This window comes from Burkholderia sp. LA-2-3-30-S1-D2 (assembly GCF_001523915.2).
Taxonomy (GTDB): Bacteria; Pseudomonadota; Gammaproteobacteria; order Burkholderiales; family Burkholderiaceae; genus Burkholderia; species Burkholderia diffusa.
The window spans coordinates 3,273,936-3,300,395 of record NZ_CP013384.1 but is presented as its reverse complement, the minus strand read 5'-3'; the positions used below and the strand labels follow the sequence as shown (position 1 = coordinate 3,300,395).

The 26,460-nt window shown below is 68.7% G+C and carries 25 protein-coding genes; 19 read left to right on the top strand and 6 right to left on the bottom strand.

The window, feature by feature from the left end; translation table 11 throughout:
- The first annotated feature begins 102 nt into the window (after positions 1–102).
- Positions 103–615 carry a winged helix DNA-binding protein gene (locus tag WS66_RS28325; protein ID WP_059607383.1) on the top strand — a complete coding sequence of 171 codons (513 nt, stop codon included), beginning with the start codon at positions 103–105 and terminating at the stop codon, positions 613–615.
- 68 nt (positions 616–683) lie between these two features.
- Here the strand turns inward: WS66_RS28325 and WS66_RS28320 are convergent, their stop codons facing one another.
- Complete coding sequence (locus WS66_RS28320) at positions 684–1,292, bottom strand: 5-formyltetrahydrofolate cyclo-ligase (RefSeq protein ID WP_059607382.1); 609 nt, start codon at positions 1,290–1,292, stop codon at positions 684–686.
- Between the two features lie 8 nt (positions 1,293–1,300).
- Between WS66_RS28320 and WS66_RS28315 the strand changes: the two genes are divergently transcribed.
- From WS66_RS28315 to WS66_RS28300, 4 genes are read left to right on the top strand one after another with little or no spacing between them, the layout of a single operon-like run.
- Complete coding sequence (locus WS66_RS28315; RefSeq protein ID WP_059607380.1) at positions 1,301–3,253, top strand: lytic transglycosylase domain-containing protein; 1,953 nt, start codon at positions 1,301–1,303, stop codon at positions 3,251–3,253.
- A gap of 57 nt (positions 3,254–3,310) precedes the next feature.
- The gene (locus WS66_RS28310; RefSeq protein ID WP_059607378.1) at positions 3,311–4,270 is read left to right on the top strand and encodes a complex I NDUFA9 subunit family protein; all 960 of its coding nucleotides are present in this window, start codon (positions 3,311–3,313) and stop codon (positions 4,268–4,270) included.
- A gap of 54 nt (positions 4,271–4,324) precedes the next feature.
- Entirely contained in the window at positions 4,325–4,972 is a 648-nt protein-coding gene (locus tag WS66_RS28305) for a glutathione S-transferase family protein (protein WP_059607377.1), read from the top strand.
- Positions 4,969–6,210 carry a multifunctional CCA addition/repair protein gene (locus tag WS66_RS28300; protein ID WP_059607375.1) on the top strand — a complete coding sequence of 414 codons (1,242 nt, stop codon included), beginning with the start codon at positions 4,969–4,971 and terminating at the stop codon, positions 6,208–6,210. The genes WS66_RS28305 and WS66_RS28300 overlap by 4 nt, the downstream gene beginning before the upstream one ends.
- Before the next feature lie 45 nt (positions 6,211–6,255).
- Here WS66_RS28300 and WS66_RS28295 read toward each other — a convergent pair whose 3' ends face one another.
- Complete coding sequence (locus WS66_RS28295) at positions 6,256–7,074, bottom strand: helix-turn-helix domain-containing protein (protein WP_059607373.1); 819 nt, start codon at positions 7,072–7,074, stop codon at positions 6,256–6,258.
- 454 nt (positions 7,075–7,528) lie between these two features.
- On the opposite strand from WS66_RS28295, the gene WS66_RS28285 reads away from it, so the two are divergent.
- Positions 7,529–9,379 (top strand): M24 family metallopeptidase, encoded by a 1,851-nt coding sequence (locus WS66_RS28285; protein ID WP_059607371.1) that lies wholly within the window; start codon positions 7,529–7,531, stop codon positions 9,377–9,379.
- Positions 9,380–9,502: 123 nt separating this feature from the next.
- Here the strand turns inward: WS66_RS28285 and WS66_RS28280 are convergent, their stop codons facing one another.
- From WS66_RS28280 to flgA, 3 genes are all read right to left on the bottom strand, one after another.
- Positions 9,503–9,943, bottom strand: a complete 441-nt coding sequence (locus tag WS66_RS28280) for a flagella synthesis protein FlgN (RefSeq protein ID WP_039317824.1) — start codon at positions 9,941–9,943, stop codon at positions 9,503–9,505.
- A gap of 85 nt (positions 9,944–10,028) precedes the next feature.
- Positions 10,029–10,361, bottom strand: coding sequence for a flagellar biosynthesis anti-sigma factor FlgM (gene flgM, locus WS66_RS28275; protein ID WP_059607369.1), 333 nt, complete (start codon positions 10,359–10,361; stop codon positions 10,029–10,031).
- Between the two features lie 118 nt (positions 10,362–10,479).
- Entirely contained in the window at positions 10,480–11,712 is a 1,233-nt protein-coding gene (gene flgA, locus WS66_RS28270; RefSeq protein WP_059607367.1) for a flagellar basal body P-ring formation chaperone FlgA, read from the bottom strand.
- Positions 11,713–11,918: 206 nt separating this feature from the next.
- Between flgA and flgB the strand changes: the two genes are divergently transcribed.
- The 13 genes from flgB (at position 11,919) to WS66_RS28205 (ending at position 25,441) form a co-directional block, all read left to right on the top strand.
- Positions 11,919–12,407: a flagellar basal body rod protein FlgB gene (flgB, locus tag WS66_RS28265; protein ID WP_059448497.1), complete on the top strand. Its 489-nt coding sequence runs from the start codon at positions 11,919–11,921 to the stop codon at positions 12,405–12,407.
- A 38-nt stretch (positions 12,408–12,445) separates the two neighbouring features.
- Positions 12,446–12,871: a flagellar basal body rod protein FlgC gene (gene flgC / locus WS66_RS28260; protein WP_059448498.1), complete on the top strand. Its 426-nt coding sequence runs from the start codon at positions 12,446–12,448 to the stop codon at positions 12,869–12,871.
- Positions 12,872–12,938: 67 nt separating this feature from the next.
- On the top strand, positions 12,939–13,685 hold the full coding sequence (locus WS66_RS28255; protein WP_059607365.1) for a flagellar hook assembly protein FlgD: 747 nt from the start codon (positions 12,939–12,941) through the stop codon (positions 13,683–13,685).
- 28 nt (positions 13,686–13,713) lie between these two features.
- Positions 13,714–14,955, top strand: a complete 1,242-nt coding sequence (gene flgE / locus WS66_RS28250; protein WP_059607363.1) for a flagellar hook protein FlgE — start codon at positions 13,714–13,716, stop codon at positions 14,953–14,955.
- Positions 14,956–14,975: 20 nt separating this feature from the next.
- On the top strand, positions 14,976–15,734 hold the full coding sequence (flgF, locus tag WS66_RS28245) for a flagellar basal-body rod protein FlgF (protein WP_059607361.1): 759 nt from the start codon (positions 14,976–14,978) through the stop codon (positions 15,732–15,734).
- 35 nt (positions 15,735–15,769) lie between these two features.
- Entirely contained in the window at positions 15,770–16,558 is a 789-nt protein-coding gene (flgG, locus tag WS66_RS28240; RefSeq protein WP_014895799.1) for a flagellar basal-body rod protein FlgG, read from the top strand.
- A 21-nt stretch (positions 16,559–16,579) separates the two neighbouring features.
- A complete protein-coding gene (gene flgH / locus WS66_RS28235; protein WP_059607359.1) occupies positions 16,580–17,269 on the top strand; it encodes a flagellar basal body L-ring protein FlgH in 690 nt (229 codons plus the stop codon).
- A gap of 5 nt (positions 17,270–17,274) precedes the next feature.
- Positions 17,275–18,462, top strand: a complete 1,188-nt coding sequence (locus tag WS66_RS28230; protein ID WP_059607544.1) for a flagellar basal body P-ring protein FlgI — start codon at positions 17,275–17,277, stop codon at positions 18,460–18,462.
- On the top strand, positions 18,463–19,461 hold the full coding sequence (flgJ, locus tag WS66_RS28225; protein WP_059607357.1) for a flagellar assembly peptidoglycan hydrolase FlgJ: 999 nt from the start codon (positions 18,463–18,465) through the stop codon (positions 19,459–19,461).
- Between the two features lie 236 nt (positions 19,462–19,697).
- Positions 19,698–20,453 (top strand): flagellar brake protein, encoded by a 756-nt coding sequence (locus WS66_RS28220; protein WP_059607355.1) that lies wholly within the window; start codon positions 19,698–19,700, stop codon positions 20,451–20,453.
- A gap of 195 nt (positions 20,454–20,648) precedes the next feature.
- Positions 20,649–22,631 carry a flagellar hook-associated protein FlgK gene (flgK, locus tag WS66_RS28215; protein ID WP_059607353.1) on the top strand — a complete coding sequence of 661 codons (1,983 nt, stop codon included), beginning with the start codon at positions 20,649–20,651 and terminating at the stop codon, positions 22,629–22,631.
- A gap of 23 nt (positions 22,632–22,654) precedes the next feature.
- Positions 22,655–23,893, top strand: coding sequence for a flagellar hook-associated protein FlgL (gene flgL, locus WS66_RS28210; RefSeq protein ID WP_059607351.1), 1,239 nt, complete (start codon positions 22,655–22,657; stop codon positions 23,891–23,893).
- A gap of 240 nt (positions 23,894–24,133) precedes the next feature.
- Positions 24,134–25,441 (top strand): solute carrier family 23 protein, encoded by a 1,308-nt coding sequence (locus WS66_RS28205; protein ID WP_059607349.1) that lies wholly within the window; start codon positions 24,134–24,136, stop codon positions 25,439–25,441.
- 40 nt (positions 25,442–25,481) lie between these two features.
- On the opposite strand, the gene WS66_RS28200 is transcribed toward WS66_RS28205, so the two are convergent.
- Positions 25,482–26,366 carry a transcriptional regulator GcvA gene (locus WS66_RS28200; RefSeq protein WP_059607347.1) on the bottom strand — a complete coding sequence of 295 codons (885 nt, stop codon included), beginning with the start codon at positions 26,364–26,366 and terminating at the stop codon, positions 25,482–25,484.
- Between the last annotated feature and the right edge of the window lie 94 nt (positions 26,367–26,460).

The following is a 26,460-nucleotide window of genomic DNA, read 5'->3' as shown; positions in this document are numbered from 1 at the left end:
ACATATCGATAACTTACCAATAAGCGTTTTCGCCTAGCCCGTATACCCGGGCTTCTGACGTACACTCGGCACACCCTGACATCCTGCTTGCGCCGCCTTTCCATGAAGCGTCCCCCGACCAAGATCGTGTCATCCGAACACCTCGTTTCCGATTCGAGCGCGGAGCTGTCGGAACTCGAATACGGGCTCATCATGGCCGGCAATGCCTTCAACCGCTGGATGGTGCGCTGCATGTCGGCCGCGGGTGCGAAGGACATGACGGCGGTCGAGGTGTCGCTGCTGCATCACGTCAGCCATCGCGAACGCAAGAAGAAGCTCGCCGACATCTGCTTCGTGCTCAATATCGAGGATACGCACGTCGCGACCTATGCGCTGAAAAAACTGATCGCGCGCGGCTATGTGAAAAGCGAGAAGAGCGGCAAGGAAGTGTTCTTCTTCGCGACCGACGCGGGCCGCGAGCTGTGCATGAAGTATCGGGAGGTGCGCGAGCATTGCCTGATCGAGACGCTGAAGGACAGCGGCCTCACCAACGAGCAGATCGGCGACGCGGCGCAGCTGTTGCGCCACGCATCGGGCCTCTACGACACCGCCGCGCGCGCGGCGGCGTCGCTGTAAACGATTGCGGACAGGACGGTCGACGCGGTGACGCGCGGCATGCCGCAGACGCCGCGTCGCGCGCCCCGTCATCCGGCGGCCGGGTAAAGCGCGCCGTCGGTCACGATCCAGCGCATCGCGAGATCGTGCGCTTCGGCCGGCAGCGCATCCACGCGGCACGCTTCATACGCAATGCCGACCGTCACCGGCAGCGTCTCGCCCGGCCACACCGCGAGCGTGCGGTCGTAATAGCCGCCGCCATAGCCGAGCCGGTAGCGCTGCAGATCGAATCCCACACACGGAATCAGCAACAGATCGGGCACGACGACGACCCCGGACGCCGGCTCCGGAATCCGGTGATGCCCTTCGCGCATCGGCGTGTGCGCATCCCACGCATGGAACGCGAGCGGCGTGTGCTTCTCGCCGATCACCGGCAGCGCGGCGCGGCGACCTGAGCCTGCCGCGGACCACGCGAGCACCGCGTCGCGTGCGTCGAATTCGCCCGGCAGCGGCCAGTAGAAGCCGACCGTGCGCGGTGCGAGCCGTTCGAGCAACAGGCGCAGCCGCGCGTCGAGCGCGGCATTCGCGGCGGGCTGCGACGCGGCGTCGCGACGCGCGCCGGACAGCGCTTTGCGCAGTGCAACCTTCGGGTTCGGCACAGGGTTGCATGCTATGCTTTCGCTCACTTCGTGCTCCATTCAAAACGATGTCGAACAGCCTTTTCCGAGTATATCGCGCGGTCGCGTTCGCGCTTTCGGCCGCCGCGCTCGTCGCGGGCACGGCCGCGTGCGCCGCACCGAACGACGACACGCTCGCCGGGGACGACCAGATCTTCGTGCAGCTGCGCGAAGCCGCGCGCCGCAACGACGCCGCGAAGGCCGCGCAGCTCGCGGCGATGATTCCGAACTATCCGGTCCCGTCCTACGTCGAGTATTTCCAGATCAAGCCGCAACTGTTCGATTCGACGGGCCGCGCACGTGTCGACGCCCCCGACGCCCCCGTGCAGTCGTTCCTGCAGCGCTACGACGGCCAGGCAATCGCCGACCGCCTGCGCAACGACTACCTGCTCGTGCTCGGCGCGCGCCACGACTGGCGCAGCTTCGACGACCAGTACAAGCGCTTCGTGCTCGACGACGACACGCAGGTCAAGTGCTACGCGCTCGAATCGCGCGCGGCGCGCGGCGAGAACGTCGCCGAGGCGGCACGCGCGCTGCTCGTCGAGCCGAAATACTACGGCGACGCCTGTGTCGACCTGATTACGGCGCTCACCGTCAACCAGCAGTTCACGAGCGACGACGTGTGGCTGCAGGCACGCCTCGCGTACGAGCAGAACTACACGACACTCGGCGGGAAGATCGTCGACGCGCTCGGCCCGCGGCCGGTCGGCTTCGACCAGGCAACCAGCGCGCCGCCGCTGTACCTCGCGCGCGGCGTCGGCCCCGACGCGGCATCGCACCAGCTCGCGCTGATCGCGCTCGGCCGCATGGCGCGCAACGATCCGGACGCCGCGGCGGGAATGCTGACGTCGATCGCCGGCTCGCTGACGAAGCAGGAGCAGGCGATCGCATGGGGTGCGATCGGCTACCAGGGGGCGATCAAGCGCTCGGCGCTCGCATCGGTCTGGTATGCGAAATCCGCGAACGCGCCGCTGTCGAACCCGGGTTACGAATGGCGCACGCGCGCCGCGTTGCTCGTCGGCAACTGGCCGATGGTGCGCTGGTCGATCGAACAGATGCCGCCGTCGCTGCGCAGCGATCCGGCCTGGATCTACTGGCATGCACGCGCGCTCAAGCAGAGCGGCGACACGCTGCAGGCGAACCAGGAATTCGAGCAGGTCGCGGGCCAGTTCAACTTCTACGGACAGCTCGCCGGCGAGGAGCTCGGCCAGCGCACGTCGATCCCGCCGCGCACGAAGGTGAGCGACGCCGACGTCGACGCGATGAGCAAGATCCCGGGCTTCGCGCTCGCGCAACGCTTCTATGGGCTGAACCTGCGCCTCGAAGGCAACCGCGAATGGAACTGGCCGCTGCGCGGAATGACCGATCGCCAGCTGCTCGCGGCCGCCGAATACGGCAAGCGCATCGGCCTGCTCGACCGCACGGTCAACACGGCCGACCGCACGAAGGCCGAGCACGATTTCACGCTGCGCTACCCGTCGCCGTACCGCGACATCGTCGAGCGCTACGCGCAGTCGACCGGCCTCGACGTCGAATGGGCGTACGGGCTGATCCGCCAGGAATCGCGCTTCATCACGAACGCGCGTTCGTCGGTCGGCGCGGGCGGGCTGATGCAGCTGATGCCGGCCACCGCGCAGATCGTCGCGAAGAAGCTCGGGATGGGCACGATCACGCGTGCGCAGATGCATGACATCGATACGAACATCCAGCTCGGCACCTGGTACCTGTCGGACATCTACAACAACTTCGACAGCTCGCCGGTGCTGGCGACGGCCGGCTACAACGCGGGCCCGGGCCGGCCGCGCCAGTGGCGCCAGGTGTTGACGCAGCCGGTCGAAGGCGCGATCTTCGCGGAGACGATTCCATTCAACGAGACGCGCGACTACGTGAAGAACGTGCTGTCGAATACCGTCTACTACGCGGCGCTCTTCGAGGGCAAACCGCAGTCGTTGAAGAAGCGCCTAGGCATGATCTCGCCCTGATCCGCCATCTTCACACTGCCGCGCGAGACGCGGCAGTGTGCTTTTGAGGTCACCATCATGGATCGTCAGACCGTCGCGCTGTTGGGTGGCACCGGCTTCATCGGCAGCCGGCTCGTCAATGCGCTGATCGACGCCGGCAAGCAGGTGCGGATCGGCACGCGGCGGCGCGAGCATGCACGCCACCTGCAGATGCTGCCGGTCGAGATCGTCGGGCTCGACGATCTCGATACGCGCACGCTGGCGCGGTTCGTTGCCGGCGCGCATGCGGCCGTCAACCTCGTCGGCGTGCTGCACGGCGGCCGCGGCACGCCGTACGGGCCCGGGTTCGAGCGCGCGCACGTCGCGCTGCCGGCCGCGCTGGCCGCCGCGTGCGTCGAAGTCGGCGTGCGGCGCGTGCTGCACATGAGCGCGCTCGGCGCCGATTCGCACGGCCCGAGCATGTACCAGCGCTCGAAGGGCGACGGCGAGGCCGCGCTGCATGCGGTCGCGGCGACCGATTCGCTCGCGCTGACGATCTTCCGCCCGTCGGTCGTGTTCGGCCCCGGCGACGCGTTCCTGAACACGTTCGCGAACCTGCAGCGCACGCTGCCGGTGCTGCCGCTCGCGATGCCCGACGCGCGCTTCCAGCCGGTGTTCGTCGGCGATGTCGTGCGCGCGTTCGTCAACACGCTCGATCTCGCGGCCGCGCACGGCAAGACCTACGAACTCGGCGGCCCCACCGTCTACACGCTCGAGCAACTGGTGCGCTATTGCGGCACGCTGGTCGGCCGTCAGGCACGCATCGTGCGCCTGCCCGACGCGCTCGCGCGGCTGCAGGCGTGCGTGTTCGAATGCCTGCCCGGTGAGCCGGTGATCACGCGCGACAATCTCGCGTCGATGTCGGTGCCGAACGTGCTGTCCGGGCCGCTCGCGCCCGAACTCGGGATCGCGCCCGCGAGTCTCGAGAGCATCGCGCCCGCGTATCTCGGCCATGCCGCGCGGCGCTCCCGCTTCGACTGGTTCCGCTCGCGCCGCTAGGCGTCGCGGGCCGTCGCTTCCGTCATTCACTTTCGCGCTTTTCGGAACCTCGCCATGAAACTCATCATTGGAGACAAGAATTACTCGTCGTGGTCGATGCGGCCGTGGCTGCTGCTCGCGCATTTCGGCATCCCGTTCGACGAGATCGCCATCGAGCTGCGCCGCGACGACACGGCCGCGCGCATCCGCGAGTATTCGCCGACCGGCAAGGTGCCGTGCCTGATCGACGACCACGGCGTCGCGATCTGGGATTCGCTCGCGATCGCCGAGACGCTCGCCGAGCGCTATCCGCAGTTCCCGATGTGGCCGGCCGATCCGCTCGATCGCGTACATGCGCGCTGCATCTCGGCCGAGATGCACTCGGGCTTCGCCGCGCTGCGCACGCAGATGGGGATGAACGTGCGCGCGTCGATGCCGGGGCGCGGCGCGACGCCCGATGCGCTTGCCGACGTCGCGCGCATCGACGCGCTGTGGGGCGCGTGCATCGAGGCATCGGGCGGACCGTTCCTGTTCGGTGAATTCGGGATTGCCGATGCGATGTATGCGCCCGTCGTGATGCGTTTCAACACGTATGCGCCGGAGTTGTCGCCGGAGGCGGCCGGGTATGCCGCGCGCGTGACGGCGCTGCCGGCGGTGCAGCGCTGGATCGATGCCGCGCGCCGCGAAACCCACGTGATCGCCGAATACGAACCGACGCCATGAACATCTACGCAGTAGGCGGAGCGATCCGCGACGAATTGCTCGGCGTGCCGGTGCAGGACCGCGACTACGTGGTGGTGGGCGCGACGCCCGAGCAGATGGCCGCGCAGGGCTTCCGGCCGGTCGGCAAGGATTTCCCCGTGTTCCTGCATCCGGATACGCAGGAGGAATACGCGCTCGCGCGCACCGAACGCAAGACGGCGGCCGGCTATCACGGCTTCCAGTTCTACTACGCGCCGGACGTGACGCTCGACGAGGACCTCGCGCGGCGCGACCTGACGATCAACGCGATGGCGCGTGAAGTGAGCCCGGAGGGCGCGCTGGTCGGCCCGGTGATCGATCCGTTCGACGGACAGGCCGACCTGCGTGCACGTGTGTTCCGACACGTCGGCGACGCGTTCGTCGAGGATCCGGTGCGGATCCTGCGGATCGCGCGCTTTGCCGCGCGCTTCGCGGATTTCACGGTTGCGGACGATACGCTCGCGCTGATGCGGCGGATGGTCGACGCGGGCGAAGCGGACGCGCTGGTGCCCGAGCGCGTGTGGCAGGAGATCGCGCGCGGGCTGATGGAGGCGAAGCCGTCGCGGATGTTCGCGGTGCTGCGCGAGTGCGGCGCGCTCGCGCGCATCCTGCCCGAGGTCGACGCGCTGTGGGGCGTGCCGCAGCGCGCCGACTACCACCCGGAAGTCGACACGGGCGTGCACGTGATGATGGTCGTCGACTACGCAGCGAAGCAGGGCTACTCGCTGCCGGTGCGCTTCGCGGCGCTCACGCATGACCTCGGCAAGGCGACGACGCCCGCCGACGTGCTGCCGCGCCATGTCGGCCACGAAGGCCGCAGCGTCGATCTCATCAAGCCGTTGTGCGAGCGGCTGCGCGTGCCGAACGAGTGCCGCGATCTCGCGCTGGTGGTCGCGCGCGAGCACGGCAACCTGCATCGCGTGATGGAAATGGGCGCAGCCGCGCTGGTGCGGCTCTTCGAGCGCAGCGATGCGCTGCGCAAGCCCGCGCGCTTCGCCGAGATGCTGCAGGCGTGCGAATCGGATGCACGCGGCCGGCTCGGGCTCGACACGCAGCCGTATCCGCAGGCCGAGCGGCTGCGCGTGGCGCTGGTGGCGGCGCGCAGCGTCGACGCGGGTGCGATCGCGCGCGGCTTCGCCAACGATGCGATGCAGATCAAGGACGCCGTGCATCGCGCGCGCATCGAGGCCGTCAAGCAGGCACTGGCGATCGCGGAATAGTGCGCAAGCGCCGGGTGGCGTGGCGCGCCGCCCGGCCGCTTGCCGTCATTGCTTCGTGCGGGCGGTGGCGCGGCGGGCCGGGGTGGCGGCGGCCGGACGTTTGCCGGCGGCCGCGCGCGGCTTCCCGGCCGCTGGCTTGGCCGCCGCGCGGGCCGGCGTGTCGACGGGCGCGGCCGCGATCGAATCCGCGTCGCGCTCGCGCTTCGGTGCGGGTTTGCGGCGGCTCACGCGCGGTTCGCCCGGCGCCGCGCCGGCATCGCGGGCGAGCAGTCTGATCTTCATCGCCTCGGATCCCAGCTCGGCGCCGTTGTCGTCGAAGAGCGGCAGCGTGCCGACCGCGATCATTTCGGCGGCCCCGTCGCCAACGTTCGCGACGCGGTGGCGCTTCCTCGCGTCGAAGTGCAGCGAGTCGCCGGCAGACAGCGGGTAATCCTTCTTGCCGATCGTGTAGCAAAGCCGGCCGGTCAGCACGTACACGAATTCGTCGCCGCCATGCGCGACCCATTCCGAACGGTAGCCCTCCATCATCCGGACCTTGAGCGCGTTGATCTGACTGCCGTCGAAGGTGGTGGACAGCCGCTCGTACCACTGCGACGCGGCATCGACCGCGTACGGTTCGCGGCGTCCCGCGTGCGAGTCGGGCTGCGCCTGGCGCGGCTGGTCGATCAGCGTGCCGAGCGGCACGTTCAGCGCCTTCGCGACGTTGACGAGCGACGACAGCGAGATGCCGGTGAGGTGGCGCTCGACCTGCGACAGGAACCCGACCGACAGGTTCGCTTCGGTCGCGACTTCCAGCAGCGTCTTCTTCGCTTCCCGGCGCAGGCGGCGAATGCGCTGGCCGATACGCATGATGTCTGAATCCATGAATCTCTTTCGTGGCAACGAGTCGCAAGGCGAGCGGAGGGGCGGTGCCGTCGCCGGGATGCGGCTTTCCGCGAATCGCACGAAGCACGGCCGTCGGGACGACGATGCCGGCGCATTGTACCGCGCACGCCGGCGCCCGGACGCCAGGACGCCAGGCGCCCCGCGTCATGCAGGGCCGCGCGGGGCCGCGCCGCCGTCGCGCGCGGTGCCGGCAATTTTAGCCCTACGAAAATTTTGGCTTGACCTCGATTTCAGCGTGCTCTAGATTCTGTCGCTCGCATCAAACAAAGTTAAGTGAGACAAAAATTTCCCCGAAAATCCGTCGACGGAACGACACCGCGGCACGGCTGCCCGCCGGGCCGCGCTTCGTCCCCGCACGGGCGGCGTGCCGCGCCAGGCATGCGCCGGCGCGTGACGCCGCCGGCCGCCGACAACAATCAATAACGGGTATCCGATGATCGATCGACTGAAATACAGCTTCTCCGGCCTTCCCTCGTACGACGCGTCCGTCGCCGACACGCAGGCCGGCCTGTCGCGACTGCTCGACGCCGCCCGGCTCGACGCGGTCGTGGTCACGTCGCAGGACGAGTACATCACCGAATACCTGCCGCGCCGCAACAACCCGCGCTACGCGCTGTCGGGCTTCGACGGCTCGGCCGGCTGCGGGATTTTCCTGAGCGCGGCGACCGCGCAGGCGCTCGGCGTGCCGCCGTTCGTGCTGTTCGTCGACGGCCGCTATCACCTGCAGGCCGAACAGCAGTGCGACCCGGCGCGCGTGCGCATCGAAAAGCTCGGGATGAACGTGACGATCTGGCAGGCGCTGGCCGACTGGCTGCTCGCGCACGCGAGCCGGCTCGCGCGGGTCGGCTACGACGCACTGCGGATCAGCGTCGCGCAGCGCGACCGGCTGGTCGAGCGCACGCAGGCGGCGTCGCTCGACTGGACGAGCCTCGTCGAGCGCGAAATCGACCGCGCGATCGGGCTGCCGGGCTGGGTGGTCGAGCGGCCGATCTTCGAACTGCCGGACGCGATGACCGGCGCGAGCGTCGCGGACAACCTCGACGCGCTGAACCGGCGGCTCGCCGCGCACACCGGCGCGGCGCCCGGCAAGACCGCGTTCTTCACATGCGCGTCCGACGATCTCGCTTACCTGCTGAACAGCCGCGGCTATCACATCCCGAATGCATCGTCGCACCTGGGCTTCCTGTTCGCGGTCGGCGAGCAGGTCGCGCTGTTCCTGCCGGAAGGCTGCGACCGATGTCCGGTCGAACTGGCGTCGTATCCGGCGCTGCACGTGATCCGGCGCGACCTCGCCGAACTCGAGCGCTTCCTCGCGCAATTCGCGGTCGACCACGTGTGCTACGGGTTCGAATCGGTCAACTGGGCGCTCGTCGAGTCGGTGCGCCGCGTGTGGCCGCATGCGCGCCACGCCGATTTCAACCCGGTGGAGGCGCTGCGGGCCGGCAAGACGCCGGCGGTGCTCGACCGGTTCCGCGACGCGTTCGCGCGCAGCTCGGCGGCGATCGCCGAAACGATGCGCTGGGCGAAGGCCGGCGAGCCGGGGCAGCGCCATACCGAGTACGATCTGGCCCGCACGATCAACGACGCGTACGGCGCCCGCTCGGCGGTCGCGCTGACGTTCCCGTCGATCGCGGCGAACGGCGCGAACAGCGCATTCGCGCACTACACGGCGGCGAGCGCCGACGTCGAGCTGACGGAAGGCGAGCTCGTGCTGCTCGACAGCGGCGCTTACTACGACGCCGGTTTCGCGACGGACTGCACGCGCGTCGTGCTGCGTCGCACGCAGCCGGAGACGGTCGCGCAGCCGTGGCAGCGCGAGATCTACACGGTCGCGCTGAAGGCGTGCATCAAGGGGCTCGTCACGCGCTTCCCGAAGACGGCGACGGGTGGCGACGTCGATGCGACGGTGCGCCAGGTGTGCCGCGACCACGGCTACGATTTCGGCCACGGCACCGGGCACGGCGTCGGGATCCACGTGCACGAGGGCGGTGTGCGGTTCGCGCCGGGCGCGCAGTACGGGCTGGTGCCGAACGCGGTGATTTCGGTCGAACCGGGCATCTACCTGCCGGGCAAGGGCGGCGTGCGGATCGAGAACATCGTGATCGTGCGCGCGGACGACGAAGCATCGGACACCGTGGCGTTCGAGAACATCGTCACGGTCGGCTACGACTGGGACCTGATCGACGTCGAGCTGCTGAACGACGACGAGCGCGCGTACCTGCGCGACTACGAACGGCTTTGCGTGGAACGCGGCACGCAGGTCACCGCGTGTCCGCTGCTTTAAGACGGGGGAAGTGCGCGCGGCCGCGGCAGGGTCGCGCGATGCGCAGCCGGCGCGTCGGTGCGCCGGCGTGATCGGTACGTCAGTGGAATCGGGGCAATCGGTGAAGTCGGTGCAGTCGGGGCATCAACGCATCAGCGCCGACACACGCCCGTCCGGGCCATAGACCCCGGCCGGCGCGGGCGCCGAGCGCAGCACCGCGAGCGCGCGCTCGTTGTAGTCCATCCGGATCCGGATCAGCATCCCGTTGGTCGCATTGGCCTGGCGCGCGCGTTCGGCGGCCTGCAGCAGCAACTGCCAGCGGCCGGCGAGGCGGGCATCGCGCTCGGCGGCCTGGTCCATCCCTTTCTTGCCGGCCGGAAAGCCGAGCGCGGACAACTGCGTGTCGCGCGTGCGCTCGAGCTGCGCGAGCCGGTCGATCAGCGCGCTTTTCTTCTCGACGATGCCGGGCAGCATTTCAAGCGGCTCCGGCGTCGTCAGTGCCTTTTCCTCGTAGGCGAGCAGGGACGCGAACGCTTCGACCGTCGCGTGTTCGTCGTTGACCGTGGCCAGCAGCTCTTCTCTCATCGCGTCATGCTCGTCGCGCCGGCACGCGTGTCCGCATGCCGGCAAACCAGGGGACCGGTCAGGGCGTGACGGGCCCCGGGCCGGCTCAGTTGCCCTGCGGGCGCTGCTTTTGCAGCAGGTCGCGGGCGGTATTCAGTACGCCGTCGGCGATCTTGTTCACGTCGATCGTCAACGTGCCGTTGTTCAGCGCGTCCTTGATCGACTGGACGAGGGCCGTGTCGATGTCGGCGCTGCCGGAGGCCGACAGCGAACGCAGCTGGCCGGACAGACCCGACAGGTTCACGGTCGTGTCGCCGCCGGTCGATCCTGCGTCGGCCACCTGCGCGGACGACGACGATGCCGCGCCGGATTGCGCGCGGGTCGCGCCGTTGCCGGTCGACGCGAGTGGGCTCGGGTTCGGAGTGGAATCGATCTTCACGATGGGTTTCCTGTACGGTATGACCCAGATAACGGCCGGGTCGGCCCGAACTTTAGCATCGTGAGCCCGAAATCCTCCGAATAAACAATTCTTTACAATCTTGCGGCGCGATCCATCCCTATAGCGGAATTTCCACGGTCCCGGCGTCCTTGACGATCGCCGTGACGATCTGGCCCGCCGCCATCCTGACCCGCACCGACTGGCCCGGCGCCGCATTCGCGAGCGCGCTGCCCTCGGCCGAGATCGTGAAGCCGGGTCCGGCCGCGACGACCCGCACCGTCTGGCCGGCCGACACCGACGCGGCACTCTTCAGCATGTCCTGGCGCAACGGCAGCCCGGCCGAGATCCGGGCCAGCGCGATCGCGCCGACCGCCTGCGCGGGATCGGTGATCACCGCCAGCGGCAGCACCGTCAGGTCGCCGTCGCGCGCGACGAGGTCGGCCGCGGTGAGCGGCTCGCCGGGCGCGATCTGCCGAGCGGCGACGTAATAGGTGGCCTGCACGGCGACCTTCGCCTGCAGATAGACGGTCCACGGCCGCTCGCCGGCGCAGCGCACGCCGACCGTCGTGCGGCCCCACAGGCGCGCACCGGTCGGCAGGAACGGCTCGAGTGTCGTGCACGCGGCGAGCCCGCGCGGAAACGCGGCCGCGACGGTCGCGGTGGTCTTGCCTGGCAGGCCCGCGACCTGCTGCTGCAGGAATGCGAGGGCCGTGCGCCGGATCGTGTCGGGGTCCTGGTGGCCGGGCAGCGTGGCCGGCTGGGACGCGGTGGTGGCCTGGGCCGGGTTCACGGCAGCGCCTGGCGCGCGCGGGGCCGGCGCGGCTGAAGCGGCCCGGGCCGCCGCCATGCGCGCGGCGATGGCCGCTCGCGCGGGATTCGATGCGGGTTCGGCCGTGCCGGCGACGACGGTCGCGACGGCACCCGGATCGGCGGCGCGCCGCGCATCATCGCCGGCGTTCGTGCGCGCGGCGGCGTAGGCGGGGCGCGGCGCGCGCGCCGGCACGGCGGCCGGCGGCGGGACGCTCGTCACGACCATCGCGCCGGCCGGCTGCGCCGCATAGCCGGCCGAGGCCGCGCCGGTCACGCCGGCGCCACCGCCCGCGCCACCTGCACCGCCGGCCATCGCCATGCCCGTACCCGACGCCGTGCCCGCATTCCCGCCGAACGGCCCGCCGCTCGCCGCGTTCGCATGCGCGAGCGCGGTCTCGGCCGTCTCGCCGCGTCCGGGAATCACGATCATCCCGTCGTCCGCGTGCGCGAGCGGCACTGCGAGCCACAGCGCCGCGCCGAGCGCGAACGCACGCGCCATGCACGTGCCGCGTCCGTCGTTTCCGCGAAGTGCGCCTGTCATCGCCGTGTCCTCGAAGCCGTTGATCCGATTCGCATTCTAGGGAGCCGGGCCGTCGCGCAAACGATGAATAGAGGGGGCCTTTGCCGCGTTATTCGTCCGATTGCCGGTTGCGCCCGACGCCTACCATCGCTGTCATGGAAAAAAGCCCCTTGTGTCGCCATCCGGCGCAAGGGGGCGTGCAGCGCTTCATACGGAGAGACGCACACATGCTGGACAAACTCGATGCCGAATTCGCGTTCGGCCGACAGGCGCTCGACGTGCGCGCCTATCGGCAGGAACTGCTGTCGTCGAACATCGCGAACGCCGACACGCCCGGCTACCAGGCCCGCGACGTCGATTTCGCGTCGACCCTCGCGCGCTCGCTGAAGCAGACCGGCGGCGGTCTCGCGCCGAGCAACGCCGCGCAGTTGCCGATGGCGCAGCCGGCCGGCGTGACGAGCGGGATGACGATGGTGTCGACGGCGCCGGGCCACATGGCCGGCACCGCGAAGCTGATTCCGACGGGCGGCCCGGCCGACGACTACGGTCGCGCGCAGTACCGGATGCCGCTGCAGCCGTCGCTCGACGGCAACACGGTCGATCTCGACGTCGAGCGCGTGCAGTTCGCGAACAACGCGCTGCACTACGAAACCGGGATGACCGTGATGACCCAGCAGATCAAGGCGATGATCGCCGCGATCTCGACGAACTCGTAAGCGCGCGCCGCTTCCGTATCCGAGCACAAGGAGCCCTCATGCCCTCGTTGATGAACATCTTCGGCGTCGCCGGTTCGGCGCTGTCCGCGCAATCGCAGCGCCTGAACGTCACTGCGTCGAACCTCGCGAACGCCGACAGCGCGACCGGCCCCGACGGCAAGCCGTACAAGGCGAAGCAGGTCGTGTTCGCGACCGACCCGATCGGCGGCGCGCGCACCGCGTCCGGCCAGGGCGTCGGCGGCGTGCGCGTGACGAAGGTGGTCGATGATCCGTCGCCGATGAAGTCGACCTACGACCCGGCGAACCCGGCCGCCGACGCGAACGGCTACGTGCAGATGCCGAACGTCGATCCGGTGCAGGAGATGGTGAACATGATCTCGGCGTCGCGCTCGTACCAGGCCAACGTCGAGACGCTGAACACCGCGAAGACGCTGATGCTCAAGACGCTGACGATCGGCACGTAAGCCGCGCGCAGCGCGTGCTTCCCCATCGAGACCCAGACCCGACAGTTCCGAAACAAGGCCACCCAGGATGACTTCCTCCAGCACGACGATCGGCGGCAGCGGCACCAACGTGTCGACCCTGCCGACCGACACGATGAACACCAACAACGTGTCGACGAACGGCACGTCGGCGAGCGACCTGCAGGCGACGTTCCTGAAGCTGCTCGTCACGCAGCTGCAGAACCAGGATCCGACGAGCCCGGTCGACAGCTCGCAGATGACGTCGCAGCTCGCGCAGATCAACACGGTGAGCGGCATCGCGCAGCTGAACACGTCGCTCACGTCGTTGTCGACGCAGCTCGCGGCCGGGCAGCAGACGCAGGCCGCGCTGCTGATCGGCACGAACGTGCTCGCGCCGGGCAACAGCGTCGCGGTGAAGAGCGGCGCGGCGTCGCCGTTCGGCGTGTCGCTCACGAGCGACGTGTCGAACCTGACGATCACCGTGAAGAACAGCTCGGGCGTCGTCGTCAACACGATCGACGCGGGCAAGCAGTCGGCCGGCACGGTGCCGTTCAACTGGACGCCGACGGATGCGGCCGGCAACGCGCTGCCGGACGGCAGCTACACCGTGAGCGCGCAGTACACGGGCTCGGACGGCAAGACGTATGCGCCGACCGTGCTCGCGGCCGCGCAGGTGCAGAGCGTGATCAAGCAGGCCGACGGCACGGCGGGGCTCGTGCTGTCGAACGGCACGACGGTGGGCTTGACCCAGGTCGCGTCGATCTTCCCGAACACCGCGTCGTCGTCGTCCGGCGGCACGACCACCACCAACTGATCCAGCTTTCTCGAAAACGGAGACCGAAATGGGTTATCAACAGGGTCTGAGCGGCCTCGCCGGCGCATCGAACGCGCTCGACGTGATCGGCAACAACATCGCGAACGCGAACACGGTCGGCTTCAAGTCGAGCACCGCGCAGTTCTCCGACATGTACGCGAACTCGGTCGCGACGTCGGTCAACACGCAGATCGGGATCGGTACGACGCTCGCATCGGTGCAGCAGCAATTCGGCCAAGGCACGATCAACACGACGAATTCGTCGCTCGACGTCGCGATCAACGGCAACGGCTTCTTCCAGATGTCGAACAACGGCGTGACGACGTACTCGCGCGACGGCACGTTCCAGCGCGACAAGAACGGCTTCATCGTCGATTCGCAAGGCCGCAACCTGATGGGTTACGCGGCCAACACGGGCGGCGTGATCAACACCGCGCAGACCGTGCCGCTGCAGGCGCCGACCACCAACATCGCGCCGACCGCGACGACCAAGATCTCCGCCCAGTTCAACCTGAACTCGCAGGACACGGTGCCGGCCAAGACGCCGTTCAGCGCGACCGACACCACGACGTACAACTACTCGACGTCAATCCAGGTGTACGACTCGCTCGGTGGCTCGCAGGCGGTCAACATGTACTTCGTGAAATCGGCGGCCGGCACGTGGGAAGCCTACGCAGGCACGCAGGGCGGCGCCACGACGGATCTCGGCACGGTGACGTTCAACTCGTCGGGCGCGATCCAGAGCACGACGACGGGCACGCCGGCCACCCCGACCGCATCGCTCGGCCAGTTCCAGTTCACCGTCCCGAACACCGACGGCTCGGCGACGCCGCAGCAGCTCACGCTCGACCTGACCGGCACCACGCAATACGGCGGCAAGGACGGTGTGAACAATCTCGCGCAGGATGGCTATGCGAGCGGCACGCTGACGACCTTCTCGATCGGCGCCGACGGCAAGCTGACCGGCAACTACTCGAACGGCCAGACGGCGGTGCTCGGCCAGATCGTGCTCGCGAACTTCAACAACCCGAACGGGCTCGTCAACCTCGGCGGCAACCAGTACGCCGAATCGTCCGCGTCGGGCGTGCCGCAGATTTCGTCGCCGGGCAGCACGAACCACGGTGCGCTGCAGGGCAGTGCGCTCGAGAACTCGAACGTCGACCTGACGTCGCAGCTCGTCAACCTGATCACAGCGCAGCGCAACTACCAGGCGAACGCGCAGACGATCAAGACGCAGCAGACCGTCGACCAGACGCTCATCAACCTGTAATGCGCGGATAACCGGCAGCCATGGACCGACTGATCTACACGGCGATGACGGGCGCGTCGCAGTCGCTCGACCAGCAGGCGATCGTCGCGAACAACCTCGCGAACGCGTCGACGACGGGCTTTCGCGCGCAGCTCGCGACCTATCGCGCGGTGCCGATGAATTTCGGCGACGGCAGCAACATCGACCCGACGACGACGCGCACCTACGTGCTCGCGTCGACGCCCGGCGCGGATTACGCACCGGGCCCGATCACGCGCACCGGCAACCCGCTCGACGTCGCGGTGCAGGGCGCCGGCTGGCTGTCGGTGCAGACCGCCGACGGCAGCGAGGCGTACACGCGTGCGGGCAACCTGCACGTCGACGAAAACGGCCAGCTCGTCAACGCGAGCAACCTGCCGGTGATCGGCAACGGCGGCCCGATCTCGGTGCCGCCGAACGCGGAAGTGACGATCGGCAAGGACGGCACGGTGTCCGCGCTGATGCCGGGCGACCCGCCGACGGCGGTCGCGATCGTCGACCAGATGAAGCTCGTGAACCCCGACCCTGCCACGCTCACGCGCGGCAACGACGGGCTGTTCCGCACCGCCGACGGCAATCCGGCCGACGCCGACCCGGGCGTGGTCGTCACGCCGAATTCGCTCGAAGGCAGCAACGTGAACCCGGTGACCGCGATGGTCGCGATGATCGACAACGCACGGGCGTTCCAGCTGCAGTCGAAGCTGATCCAGACGGCCGACCAGAACGAGCAGTCGGCGAACCAGCTGCTCAACTTCAGCTGAGCGGCACGGCCCTCGCTACCAGGAGAAGATTCAACATGAACCGATCGCTCTACATCGCCGCCACCGGCATGAATGCGCAGCAGGCGCAGATGGACGTGATCTCGAACAACCTCGCGAACACCAGCACGAACGGCTTCAAGGCGTCGCGCGCGGTGTTCGAGGATCTGCTGTACCAGACCATCCGCCAGCCGGGCGCGAACTCGACGCAGCAAACCGAACTGCCGTCGGGCCTGCAGCTCGGCACCGGCGTGCAGCAGGTCGCGACCGAGCGCCTGTACACGCAGGGCGGCCTCACGCAGACCGGCAACTCGAAGGACGTCGCGATCAACGGCGCGGGCTTCTTCCAGGTGCTGATGCCGGACGGCACGAACGCGTACACGCGCGACGGCTCGTTCCAGACCAACGCGCAAGGCCAGCTCGTCACGTCGAGCGGCTACCAGATCCTGCCGGCGATCACCGTGCCGCAGAACGCGCAGTCGCTGACGATCGGCAAGGACGGCGTCGTATCGGTCACGCAGCCGGGCTCGAGCAACGCGGTGCAGATCGGCTCGCTGCAGATCGCGACCTTCATCAACCCGGCCGGCCTCGAGGCGAAGGGCGAGAACCTGTTCGCCGAGACCACGTCGTCGGGTGCGCCGAACGTGTCGCAGCCGGGCCTGAACGGCGCCGGCGTGCTCAACCAGGGCTATGTCGAGGCGTCGAACGTGAACGTCGTGCAGGAACTCGTCAACATGATTCAGACGCAGCGTGCATACGAGATCAACAGCAAGGCCGTGACGACGTCCGACCAGATGCTGCAGACCGTCACGCAGATGAAGAGCTAACCGGAAAGTCCCGTCGTCGCCATGAAGCAGGTTCGCCTCCTCCCGTCAGCCCCCGTCCGCGCCGCGTGCGCGGTCGCGGTGGCCGCGCTCGCCGGCTGCGCGCAGATTCCGCGCGACCCGATCATCCAGCAGCCGATGACGGCGCAGCCGCCGATGCCGATGGCGATGCAGGCGCCCGGCTCGATCTACAACCCGGGCTACGCGGGCCGGCCGCTGTTCGAGGATCAGCGGCCGCGCAACGTCGGCGACATCCTGACGATCGTGATCGCGGAAAACATCAACGCGACCAAGTCGTCGGGCGCGAATACCAACCGGCAAGGCAACACCGACTTCAACGTGCCGACGGCCGGCTTCCTCGGCGGGCTGTTCGCGAAGGCGAACCTCTCCGCGGCCGGCAGCAACAAGTTCGCGGCGACGGGGGGCGCCAGCGCGGCGAACACGTTCAACGGCACGATCACCGTGACCGTCACCAACGTGCTGCCGAACGGCAATCTCGTCGTGAGCGGCGAGAAGCAGATGCTGATCAACCAGGGCAACGAGTTCGTGCGCTTCTCCGGGGTCGTCAACCCGAACACGATCTCGGGCGCGAACTCGGTCTACTCGACGCAGGTGGCCGACGCGCGGATCGAATACTCGGCGAAGGGCTACATCAACGAAGCCGAGACGATGGGCTGGCTGCAGCGCTTCTTCCTCAACATCGCACCGTGGTGATGACGATGCAGCAGCCTCTTTTCCATCGCCTGTCGTCCCGTGTGTCGCGCGTGCCTGCCGTCGCGCGGCTCGCCGCCGCGTTCGTGCTGGCGGCATGCGCGCTCGGCGCGGCACCCGCGCACGCGGAGCGCCTGAAGGACCTCGCGCAGATCCAGGGCGTGCGCGACAACCCGCTGATCGGCTATGGCCTCGTCGTCGGCCTCGACGGCACGGGCGACCAGACGATGCAGACGCCGTTCACCACGCAGACGCTCGCGAACATGCTCGCGAACCTCGGCATCTCGATCAACAACGGCTCGGCGAACGGCGGCACGTCGTCGCTGAACAACATGCAGCTGAAGAACGTCGCGGCCGTGATGGTGACCGCGACACTGCCGCCGTTCGCGCGGCCGGGCGAGGCGCTCGACGTGACGGTCTCGTCGCTCGGCAACGCCAAGAGCCTGCGCGGCGGCACGCTGCTGCTCACGCCGCTGAAGGGCGCGGACGGCCAGGTGTACGCGCTCGCGCAGGGCAACATGGCGGTCGGCGGCGCCGGGGCGAGCGCGAACGGCAGCCGCGTGCAGGTGAACCAGCTCGCGGCCGGCCGGATCGTCGGCGGCGCGATCGTCGAGCGCTCGGTGCCGAACGCGATCGCGCAGATGAACGGCGTGCTGCAACTGCAACTGAACGACATGGATTACGGCACCGCGCAGCGGATCGTGTCCGCGGTCAATTCGAGCTTCGGCCCGGGCACCGCGACGGCGCTCGACGGCCGCACGATCCAGCTCGCCGCGCCGGCGGATTCCGCGCAGCAGGTCGCGTTCATGGCGCGCCTGCAGAACCTCGACGTGAGCCCGGACAAGGCCGCCGCGAAGGTGATCCTGAACGCGCGCACCGGCTCGATCGTGATGAACCAGATGGTCACGCTGCAAAGCTGCGCGGTCGCGCACGGCAACCTGTCGGTGGTCGTCAACACGCAGCCCGTGGTGTCGCAGCCGGGGCCGTTCTCGAACGGGCAGACGGTGGTCGCGCAGCAATCGCAGATCCAGCTGAAGCAGGACAACGGCGCGCTGAAGATGGTGACGGCCGGCGCGAACCTCGCCGACGTCGTGAAGGCGCTGAACACGCTCGGCGCGACGCCGGCGGACCTGATGTCGATCCTGCAGGCGATGAAGGCGGCCGGCGCGTTGCGCGCCGATCTGGAGATCATCTAAATGGCAGCGAACCTCCCGAACGCGAATGACCTGACGCAGCGCTTCGCACTCGACGTGCAGGGCTTCGACGCGCTGCGCGCGCAGGCGAAGCAGTCGCCGCAGGCCGGCGCGAAAGCGGTCGCGGGCCAGTTCGACGCGATGTTCACGCAGATGATGCTCAAGAGCATGCGCGACGCGTCGCCCGACGGCGGGCTGCTCGATTCGCACACGTCGAAGATGTACACGTCGATGCTCGACCAGCAACTCGCGCAGCAGATGTCGAAGCGCGGGATCGGCGTGGCCGACGCGCTGATGAAGCAGCTGCTGCGCAACGCGGGGCAGGGCGCGGGCGGCGACACGGCGGCCGACGCCGGCGCGGCCGGGCTCGGCGCGGTCGGCCTGGGTGCGGCCGGCTCGGGCACGTCGGGCAACGAAGGCAGCCTGGCCGCGATGAACGCGATGGCGAGGGCCTACGCGAACGCGGCGAACAACGGCGGGCTCGCCGGCGCGCGCGGCTACACGGCCGGCAGCGCGCTGACGCCGCCGCTGAAGGGCGCGAGCGGCGCGCAGGACGCCGACGCGTTCGTCGACCGGCTCGCCGGCCCGGCCCAGGCGGCGAGCGCGACCACCGGCATCCCGGCGCGCTTCATCGTCGGCCAGGCCGCGCTCGAATCGGGCTGGGGCAAGCGCGAGATCCGCGCGAGCGACGGCTCGACGAGCTACAACGTGTTCGGCATCAAGGCGAACAAGGGCTGGACGGGCCGCACGGTGTCGGCGCTGACGACCGAATACGTGAACGGCACGCCGCGCCGCGTCGTCGCGAAGTTCCGCGCGTACGATTCGTACGAGCACGCGATGACCGATTATGCCAACCTGCTGAAGAACAACCCGCGCTACGCGGGCGTGCTGAGCGCGAGCCGCAGCGTCGAGGGCTTCGCGCACGGGATGCAGAAGGCCGGCTACGCGACCGACCCGAACTACGCGAAGAAGCTGATCTCGATCATGCAGCAGATCGGCTGACGGGGCAGGGGCCGGAACGGCCCCGCCTGCCGCCCGTTTCTTGCAGTCTTACGGACCGCGTCCGGCACCCTGCCGCGCGCGGTTTCAACGTTTGCGCGAAAAAAACCGGCATTTCGATCTAAACTTTCGGTGAGCACTGCCGCTAAGTGTGTGAGACCTGCAACCGGGCCATGTTCTGGCCCGGTTTTACTGCGCACCGGTTGCCCGGGCGCCCATGAAAAGAAAACCGGCTAGCCATGAATATCGAAACGTCGACCGATCCGAGCCTGGATGCGGGCCATTCCGGGCCTGACTACGCCCGCCGCAATCCGCTGGAGATCGGCGTGCAGCTGCGCAACCTCGTGAACCGAGGCGACTTCCTGACCGTCCAGTACCCGGGCGGCCAGCTCGTCACGCGCCTGCTCGAGGTCGACGTCGGCGCGCGCACGTTCACGTTCGACTGGGGCGCGCTGTCCGAGCAGAACGCCGGCATCCTCGGCGCGTCGCATTGCACGTTCGCGGCGGCGCCCGAAGGCGTGCGCGTGGAATTCACCACGAGCACGCCGCGCGAGACGCGCTACGAGGGGCTGCCCGCGTTCGTCGCCGATTTCCCCGACGTGCTGATGTGCATCCAGCGCCGCGAGTATTTCCGTGTCGATGCGCCGATCGTCGATCCGTTCCTGTGTCGCGGCAAGCTGCCGGACGGCGAGAACTTCGTGTTCGAGGTGCATAACCTGTCGCTCGGCGGCGTCGGCCTGCGCACGGCCGACGAGCGTGTCGAGGCGCTCGAGGTCGGCACGCTGCTGCCGGACGTCGAGCTCGAGCTGACCGGCCACGGCACGCTGTCGCTCGACCTGCGGCTCGTGTCGCAGCGTTCGACCCAGATGCCGAACGGTTCGCGCCGCTTCCAGCTCGGTTTTCGCTTCATGTCGCTGCCGGGCAGCGCGGAGAACACGCTGCAGCGCCTGATCACGCAGCTCGAGATGAAGCGCCGCTCGCTCGCGCGGGCCTGACGTACTCCCGTCTCGCGGCCCCGCCCGGGGCCGCTTTCGCACCGGTGCCGGCAGCGTCCGCCGCGCCGTTCGACAGACGACGCGCACGCGCGCGTCGCATGCGCATTTTTCCCTCAATTTTTCCGATCCGCGGCCGTTATACCGGGAGTTACGCAACCCGGCGGCCGCAGCGCGGCCGGCTCATCAGGATCGCGCATGTCCAACACACTCATGAACCTCGGTGTCAGCGGCCTCAATGCCGCGCTCTGGGGCCTCACGACGACCGGTCAGAACATCAGCAACGCCGCGACGCCCGGCTATTCGGTCGAACGCCCGGTCTATGCCGAGGCGAGCGGCCAGTACACGTCGAGCGGCTACATGCCGCAGGGCGTGAACACCGTCACGGTGCAGCGGCAGTACAGCCAGTACCTGAGCGACCAGCTGAACAGCGCGCAGTCGCAGGGCGGCGCGCTGTCGACGTGGTATTCGCTCGTCGCGCAGCTGAACAACTACGTCGGCAGCCCGACGGCCGGGATCTCGACCGCGATCACGGGCTATTTCACCGGCTTGCAGAACGTGGCGAACAGCGCCGCCGATCCGTCGGTGCGGCAGACCGCGATCAGCAACGCGCAGATCCTCGCGAATCAGCTCAATGCGGCCGGCCAGCAGTACGACGCGCTGCGCCAGAGCGTGAATACGCAGCTCACCAGCACGGTGTCGCAGATCAACACGTACACCGCGCAGATCGCGAATCTGAACCAGCAAATCTCGGCGGCGAGCAGCCAGGGGCAGCCGCCGAACCAGCTGATGGACCAGCGCGACCTCGCGGTGTCGAACCTGTCGAGCCTCGCAGGCGTGCAGGTGGTGCGCAACGACAGCGGCTACAGCGTGTTCCTCGCGGGCGGCCAGCCGCTCGTTCTCGCCGACAAGAGCTATCAGCTCGCGACCGTCACGTCGCCGTCGGATCCGAGCGAGCTGACCGTCGTGTCGCAGGGGATCGCGGGCGCGAATCCGCCAGGCCCGAACCAGGCGCTGCCGGATGCGTCGCTGTCGGGCGGCACGCTCGGTGGCCTGCTCGCGTTCCGCAGCCAGACGCTCGACCCCGCGCAGGCGCAACTCGGCGCGGTCGCGGCCAGTTTCGCCGCGCAGGTCAACGGGCAGAACGCGCTCGGCATCGATCTGTCGGGTAAGCCGGGCGGCAACCTGTTCACGGTGGCGGCCCCGGACGTCTATTCGAATCAGGGCAATACCGGCAACGCGTCGCTTTCCGTCTCGTTCGCCAACGCGTCGCAGCCGACGACGAGCGACTACACGCTGTCGTACGACGGCACGAACTACACGCTGACCGACCGCGCGAGCGGCACGGTGGTCGACCAGAAGGCCGGGCCGATGCCGCTTTCGCTCGGCGGACTGAACTTCTCGTTCTCGTCCGGCGCGATGAATGCCGGCGACCAGTTCACCGTGCTTCCGACGCGCGGCGCGCTGTCGGGCTTCGGTCTCGCGACGACGAGCGGCTCGGCGATCGCGGCCGCGTCGCCGGCCATCACGTCGCCGTCGAGCACCAACATCGGCACCGCCAAGATCGCGCTGAGCGGGGTGAGCGCCGGCTACCAGGTGCCGTCGACCAAGCTGACCTACGACGCGGCGACGCAGTCGCTGTCGGGCTTCCCGGTCGGAACCACGGTGACGATCCCGGGCACGCCGCCGACTTCGGTGACGATCAACACGCCGACCGACTCCGTGCCGTACGACCCGACGACCGGTGCGGTGATGACGATGTCCGGGACGGCCGCCGGGGCGATGAACGGCGTGACCGTCACGCTGTCGGGCACGCCGTCGGACGGCGATTCGTTCACGATCGGACCGTACGCGGGCGGCACGAGCGACGGCAGCAACGCGCTCGCGCTGTCGAAGCTCGTCAACGCGAAGACGCTCGGCGGCGGCACGACGACGCTCACCGGGGCCTATGCGAACTACGTGAACAACATCGGCAACGCCGCGAGCCAGCTCAAGTCGTCGAGCACGGCACAGACGGCGCTGGTCGGCCAGATCACGTCCGCGCAGCAGTCGGTGTCGGGCGTGAACCAGAACGAGGAAGCCGCGAACCTGATGCAGTACCAGCAGCTCTACCAGGCGAACGCGAAAGTGATCCAGACGGCGTCGTCGCTGTTCCAGACCGTGCTGGGCCTGTTCAGCTGACCGGATTCGAGAGGATAGAAACGATGCGGATTTCCACGACCCAGTTCTACCAGCTGAACGTTGGCCAGATGAACGATCAGCAGGCCCAGCTCGCGCAGCTCTACCAGCAGATCTCGAGCGGCGTGAGCCTGACGACGCCGGCCGACAACCCGGTGGGCGCGGCGCAGGCGGTGCAGTTGTCGATGACGTCGGCCACGCTGTCGCAGTACGCGGCGAACCAGAACGTGGCGCTCGCGTCGCTGCAGGCCGAGGACCAGACGCTGCAGAACGTCGGCACCGTGCTCGGCAGCGTCCAGTCGGTGATCGTGCGCGCCGGCGACGGTTCGCTCGCGGACAGCGACCGCGCGGCGCTCGCGACGCAGCTCGAGGGCTATCGCGACCAGTTGTTGTCGCTCGCGAACTCGACGGACGGCGCGGGCAACTACCTGTTCGCCGGCTACAAGAATGCGGCGGCGCCGTTCACGAAGAACGCGGCCGGCGGCATCAGCTATGTCGGCGATACGGGCACGCGCACGGTACAGATCGACGATTCGCGCAGCGTGCCGCAGGGCGACTCGGGCCTCTCGGTGTTCATGTCGGTGCAGGCGCTGGGCAGCTCGCCGGTCCAGGCGGCCGGCGTGGGCAACACGGGCACGGCCACCATCGGCAACGTCACGGTGACGGACCCGTCGGCCGCGACGAACGCGCATCAGTTCACGATCACCTTCGGCGGCACGGCGGCCGCGCCGACCTACACGGTGACCGACAATACGGCGTCGCCGCCGACGACCACGCCCGCGCAGGCCTATACGTCGGGCACCGCGATCGCGCTCGGCAGCGGGATGAAGGTGGCGGTGTCGGGCACGCCGTCGGTCAACGACACCTTTTCGGTCACGCCCGCGCCGCAGGCGAGCGGGGTCGACGTGTTCTCGACGCTCGATTCGATGATCACGGCGTTGAAGACGCCCGTCACCGGCAACGCGACGGCGAGCGCCGCGCTGTCGAACACGATGGGCACGGCCGCGACGAAGATCAACAACACGATGCGCAACGTCACGACGGTGCTGGCATCGGTCGGCGGCCGCGAGCAGGAAGTCAAGGCGATGCAGGCCGTCAACCAGACCGCGGCGCTGCAGACGAGCAGCAACCTGTCGGACCTGACCAGCACCAACATGGTGACGACGATCAGCCAGTACCTGCAGGTGCAGAACGCGCTGAGCGGCGCGCAGAAGGCGTACGCGCAGCTGCAGAACATGTCGCTGTTCCAGTACATCAATCCGTGATCCCCGTGGCGCCCGCCGCGATGTGAGCGCACGCTTGCATCGCGGCGAGCGCCGGCAGGCCTCCGTCGGCCTTCATCTGGCTTCATCTGCGCGATCGTGCCGTCCGGCACTCCGCCCGACGGCACGACCGCTGCACCGGCGGTTCGCGCTTGCCAGCCCCATTTCCGCTCCGTAAACTCGCGCCAGATTCCAGACCGGCGCACCGTCCGCAGCCGGCGTTCGACAGGAGCCCTTTTCCCCATGTCCGATTCCTACTTCCCGCGCTGGCGGGTGCAACCGACCGGCGCCGCCTCGCGCGTGGTCGGCCCCGACGAACGCCTCGCGTGGCCGCAGATGGTCGCGATGGGCGTGCAGCACGTCGTCGCGATGTTCGGCTCGACCGTGCTCGCGCCGCTGCTGATGGGCTTCGACCCGAACCTGAGCATCTTCATGTCGGGCATCGGCACGCTGCTGTTCTTCGTGCTGGTCGGCGGTCGCGTGCCGAGCTACCTCGGTTCGAGCTTCGCGTTCATCGGCCTCGTGATTGCAGTGACGGGCTACGGCGGCAGCGGGCCGAACCCGAACATCCCCGTCGCGCTCGGCGGGATCATCGCGTGCGGCGTCGTGTACGTCGCGCTCGGCGCGCTGGTGCAGGCGATCGGCACGCGCTGGATCGAGACGCTGATGCCGCCCGTCGTCACCGGCGCGGTGGTCGCGGTGATCGGGCTGAACCTGGCGCCGATCGCGGTCAAGGGCGTGTCGGCGTCGACCTTCGACTCGGTGATGGCGCTCGTCACGGTGCTGTGCGTCGGCGGCGTCGCGGTGTTCGCGCGCGGGATGATGCAGCGCCTGCTGATCCTCGTCGGACTGGTGATCGCCTACGTGATCTATGCGATCGCCACCAACGGGATGGGCCTCGGCAAGCCGGTCGATTTCTCGATCGTCGCGCATGCCGCGTGGTTCGGCGTGCCGAGCTTCCGTGCGCCGGTCTTCGATCCGCACGCGATGCTGATGCTCGCGCCGATCGCGGTGATCCTGGTCGCGGAGAACCTCGGCCACATCAAGGCGGTGAGCGCGATGACGGGCACCAATCTCGACCGCTACGTCGGTCGCGCGTTCATCGGCGACGGGCTCGCGACGATCGTGTCGGGCAGCGTCGGCGGCACGGGCGTGACCACCTACGCGGAGAACATCGGCGTGATGGCCGTCACGCGGATCTATTCGACGCTGGTGTTCGCGGTCGCCGCGCTGATCGCGATCGGGCTGGGCTTCTCGCCGAAGTTCGGCGCGGTGATCCAGACGATTCCGGGCCCGGTGCTCGGCGGCGTGTCGATCGTCGTGTTCGGGCTGATCGCGGTGACGGGCGCGCGGATCTGGGTCGTCAACAAGGTCGACTTCTCCGACAACCGCAACCTGATCGTCGCGGCCGTCACGCTGGTGCTCGGCGCCGGCGACTTCTCGCTGAAGTTCGGCGGCTTCGGGCTCGGCGGGATCGGCACGGCGACGTTCGGCGCAATCATCCTGTACGCGATCCTGCGCAAGGAAAAGGAACCGGGCCCGGTGGTCTGACCCGGCAGCGGGCGGTGCAATGCCGCCCGCCGGCACGTATTTACGGGCCGATATTCGACTGCGCCTGCAGCCACGCGCAGAACTGCGCGACGAGCGTATCGCCGGCCGGCGCGCCCGGCGCGATCCACCAGTAGCTGCGCGTCGCGATGCGCGGCCCGGGCAGCGGCATCACGAGGCGGCCGCTCGCGAGCTCGTCGTCGATCAGCGGCAGCGGGCCGAGCGCGACGCCCAGCCCGTCGACGGCTGCCTGGAGCGCCAGGTAGAAGTGATCGAACGACTGCCGCTTGCGCCCCTTCATCGTCACGCCGGCCGCCGCGAACCAGTCGCGCCAGCCTTCCGGCCGCGTATCCGAATGCAGCAGCACGTGCCGCGCGAGGTCGTCCGCGCGCGCGATCGGCGCGCGCTTGAGCAGCGCCGGGCTGCAGACCGGAATCACGCTTTCGTCGAGGAAGTGGCCGCTCGTGCAGTTCGGCCAGTGGCCGGGGCCGCGGCGGATCGCGACGTCGAAACCGTCGAGCGTGTCGAGCGGCGCGTTCGACGTGGACAGTTTCAGCTCGACGTTCGGCACGTCGCGCTGGAACCGCGACAGGCGCGGCAGCAGCCATTTCATCGCGAAGGTCGGCAGCGCGTTGATGCGCAGCACGCGTGCCGCACCGGTGTTGCGCAGCTGCTCGGTGGCGAGCGCGATGCTGTCGAACGCGGCACGGACGGTATCCAGATAGCGGCGGCCTTCGTCGGTGAGCTTCACGCGCTTGCCGTAGCGGTGGAACACCGGCTTGCCGAGCCACGCCTCGAACCCGGCGATTTGCCGACTGATGGCACCGTGAGTCACATGCAGCTCGTCGCCGGCGGCGCTGAAGCTTTCGTGTCGTGCCGCTGCTTCAAAGGCCCGAAGCGCGGAAAAGGAAGGGAGATCGCGTGCCATGCTTGTGATTCTAGGTCACAAAGGCGCGCCGATAAAATCGTTTTGCCGGGGTGCGGAACGGCGGTAACCTCGAGGCACCGTTTGATGAGGACCC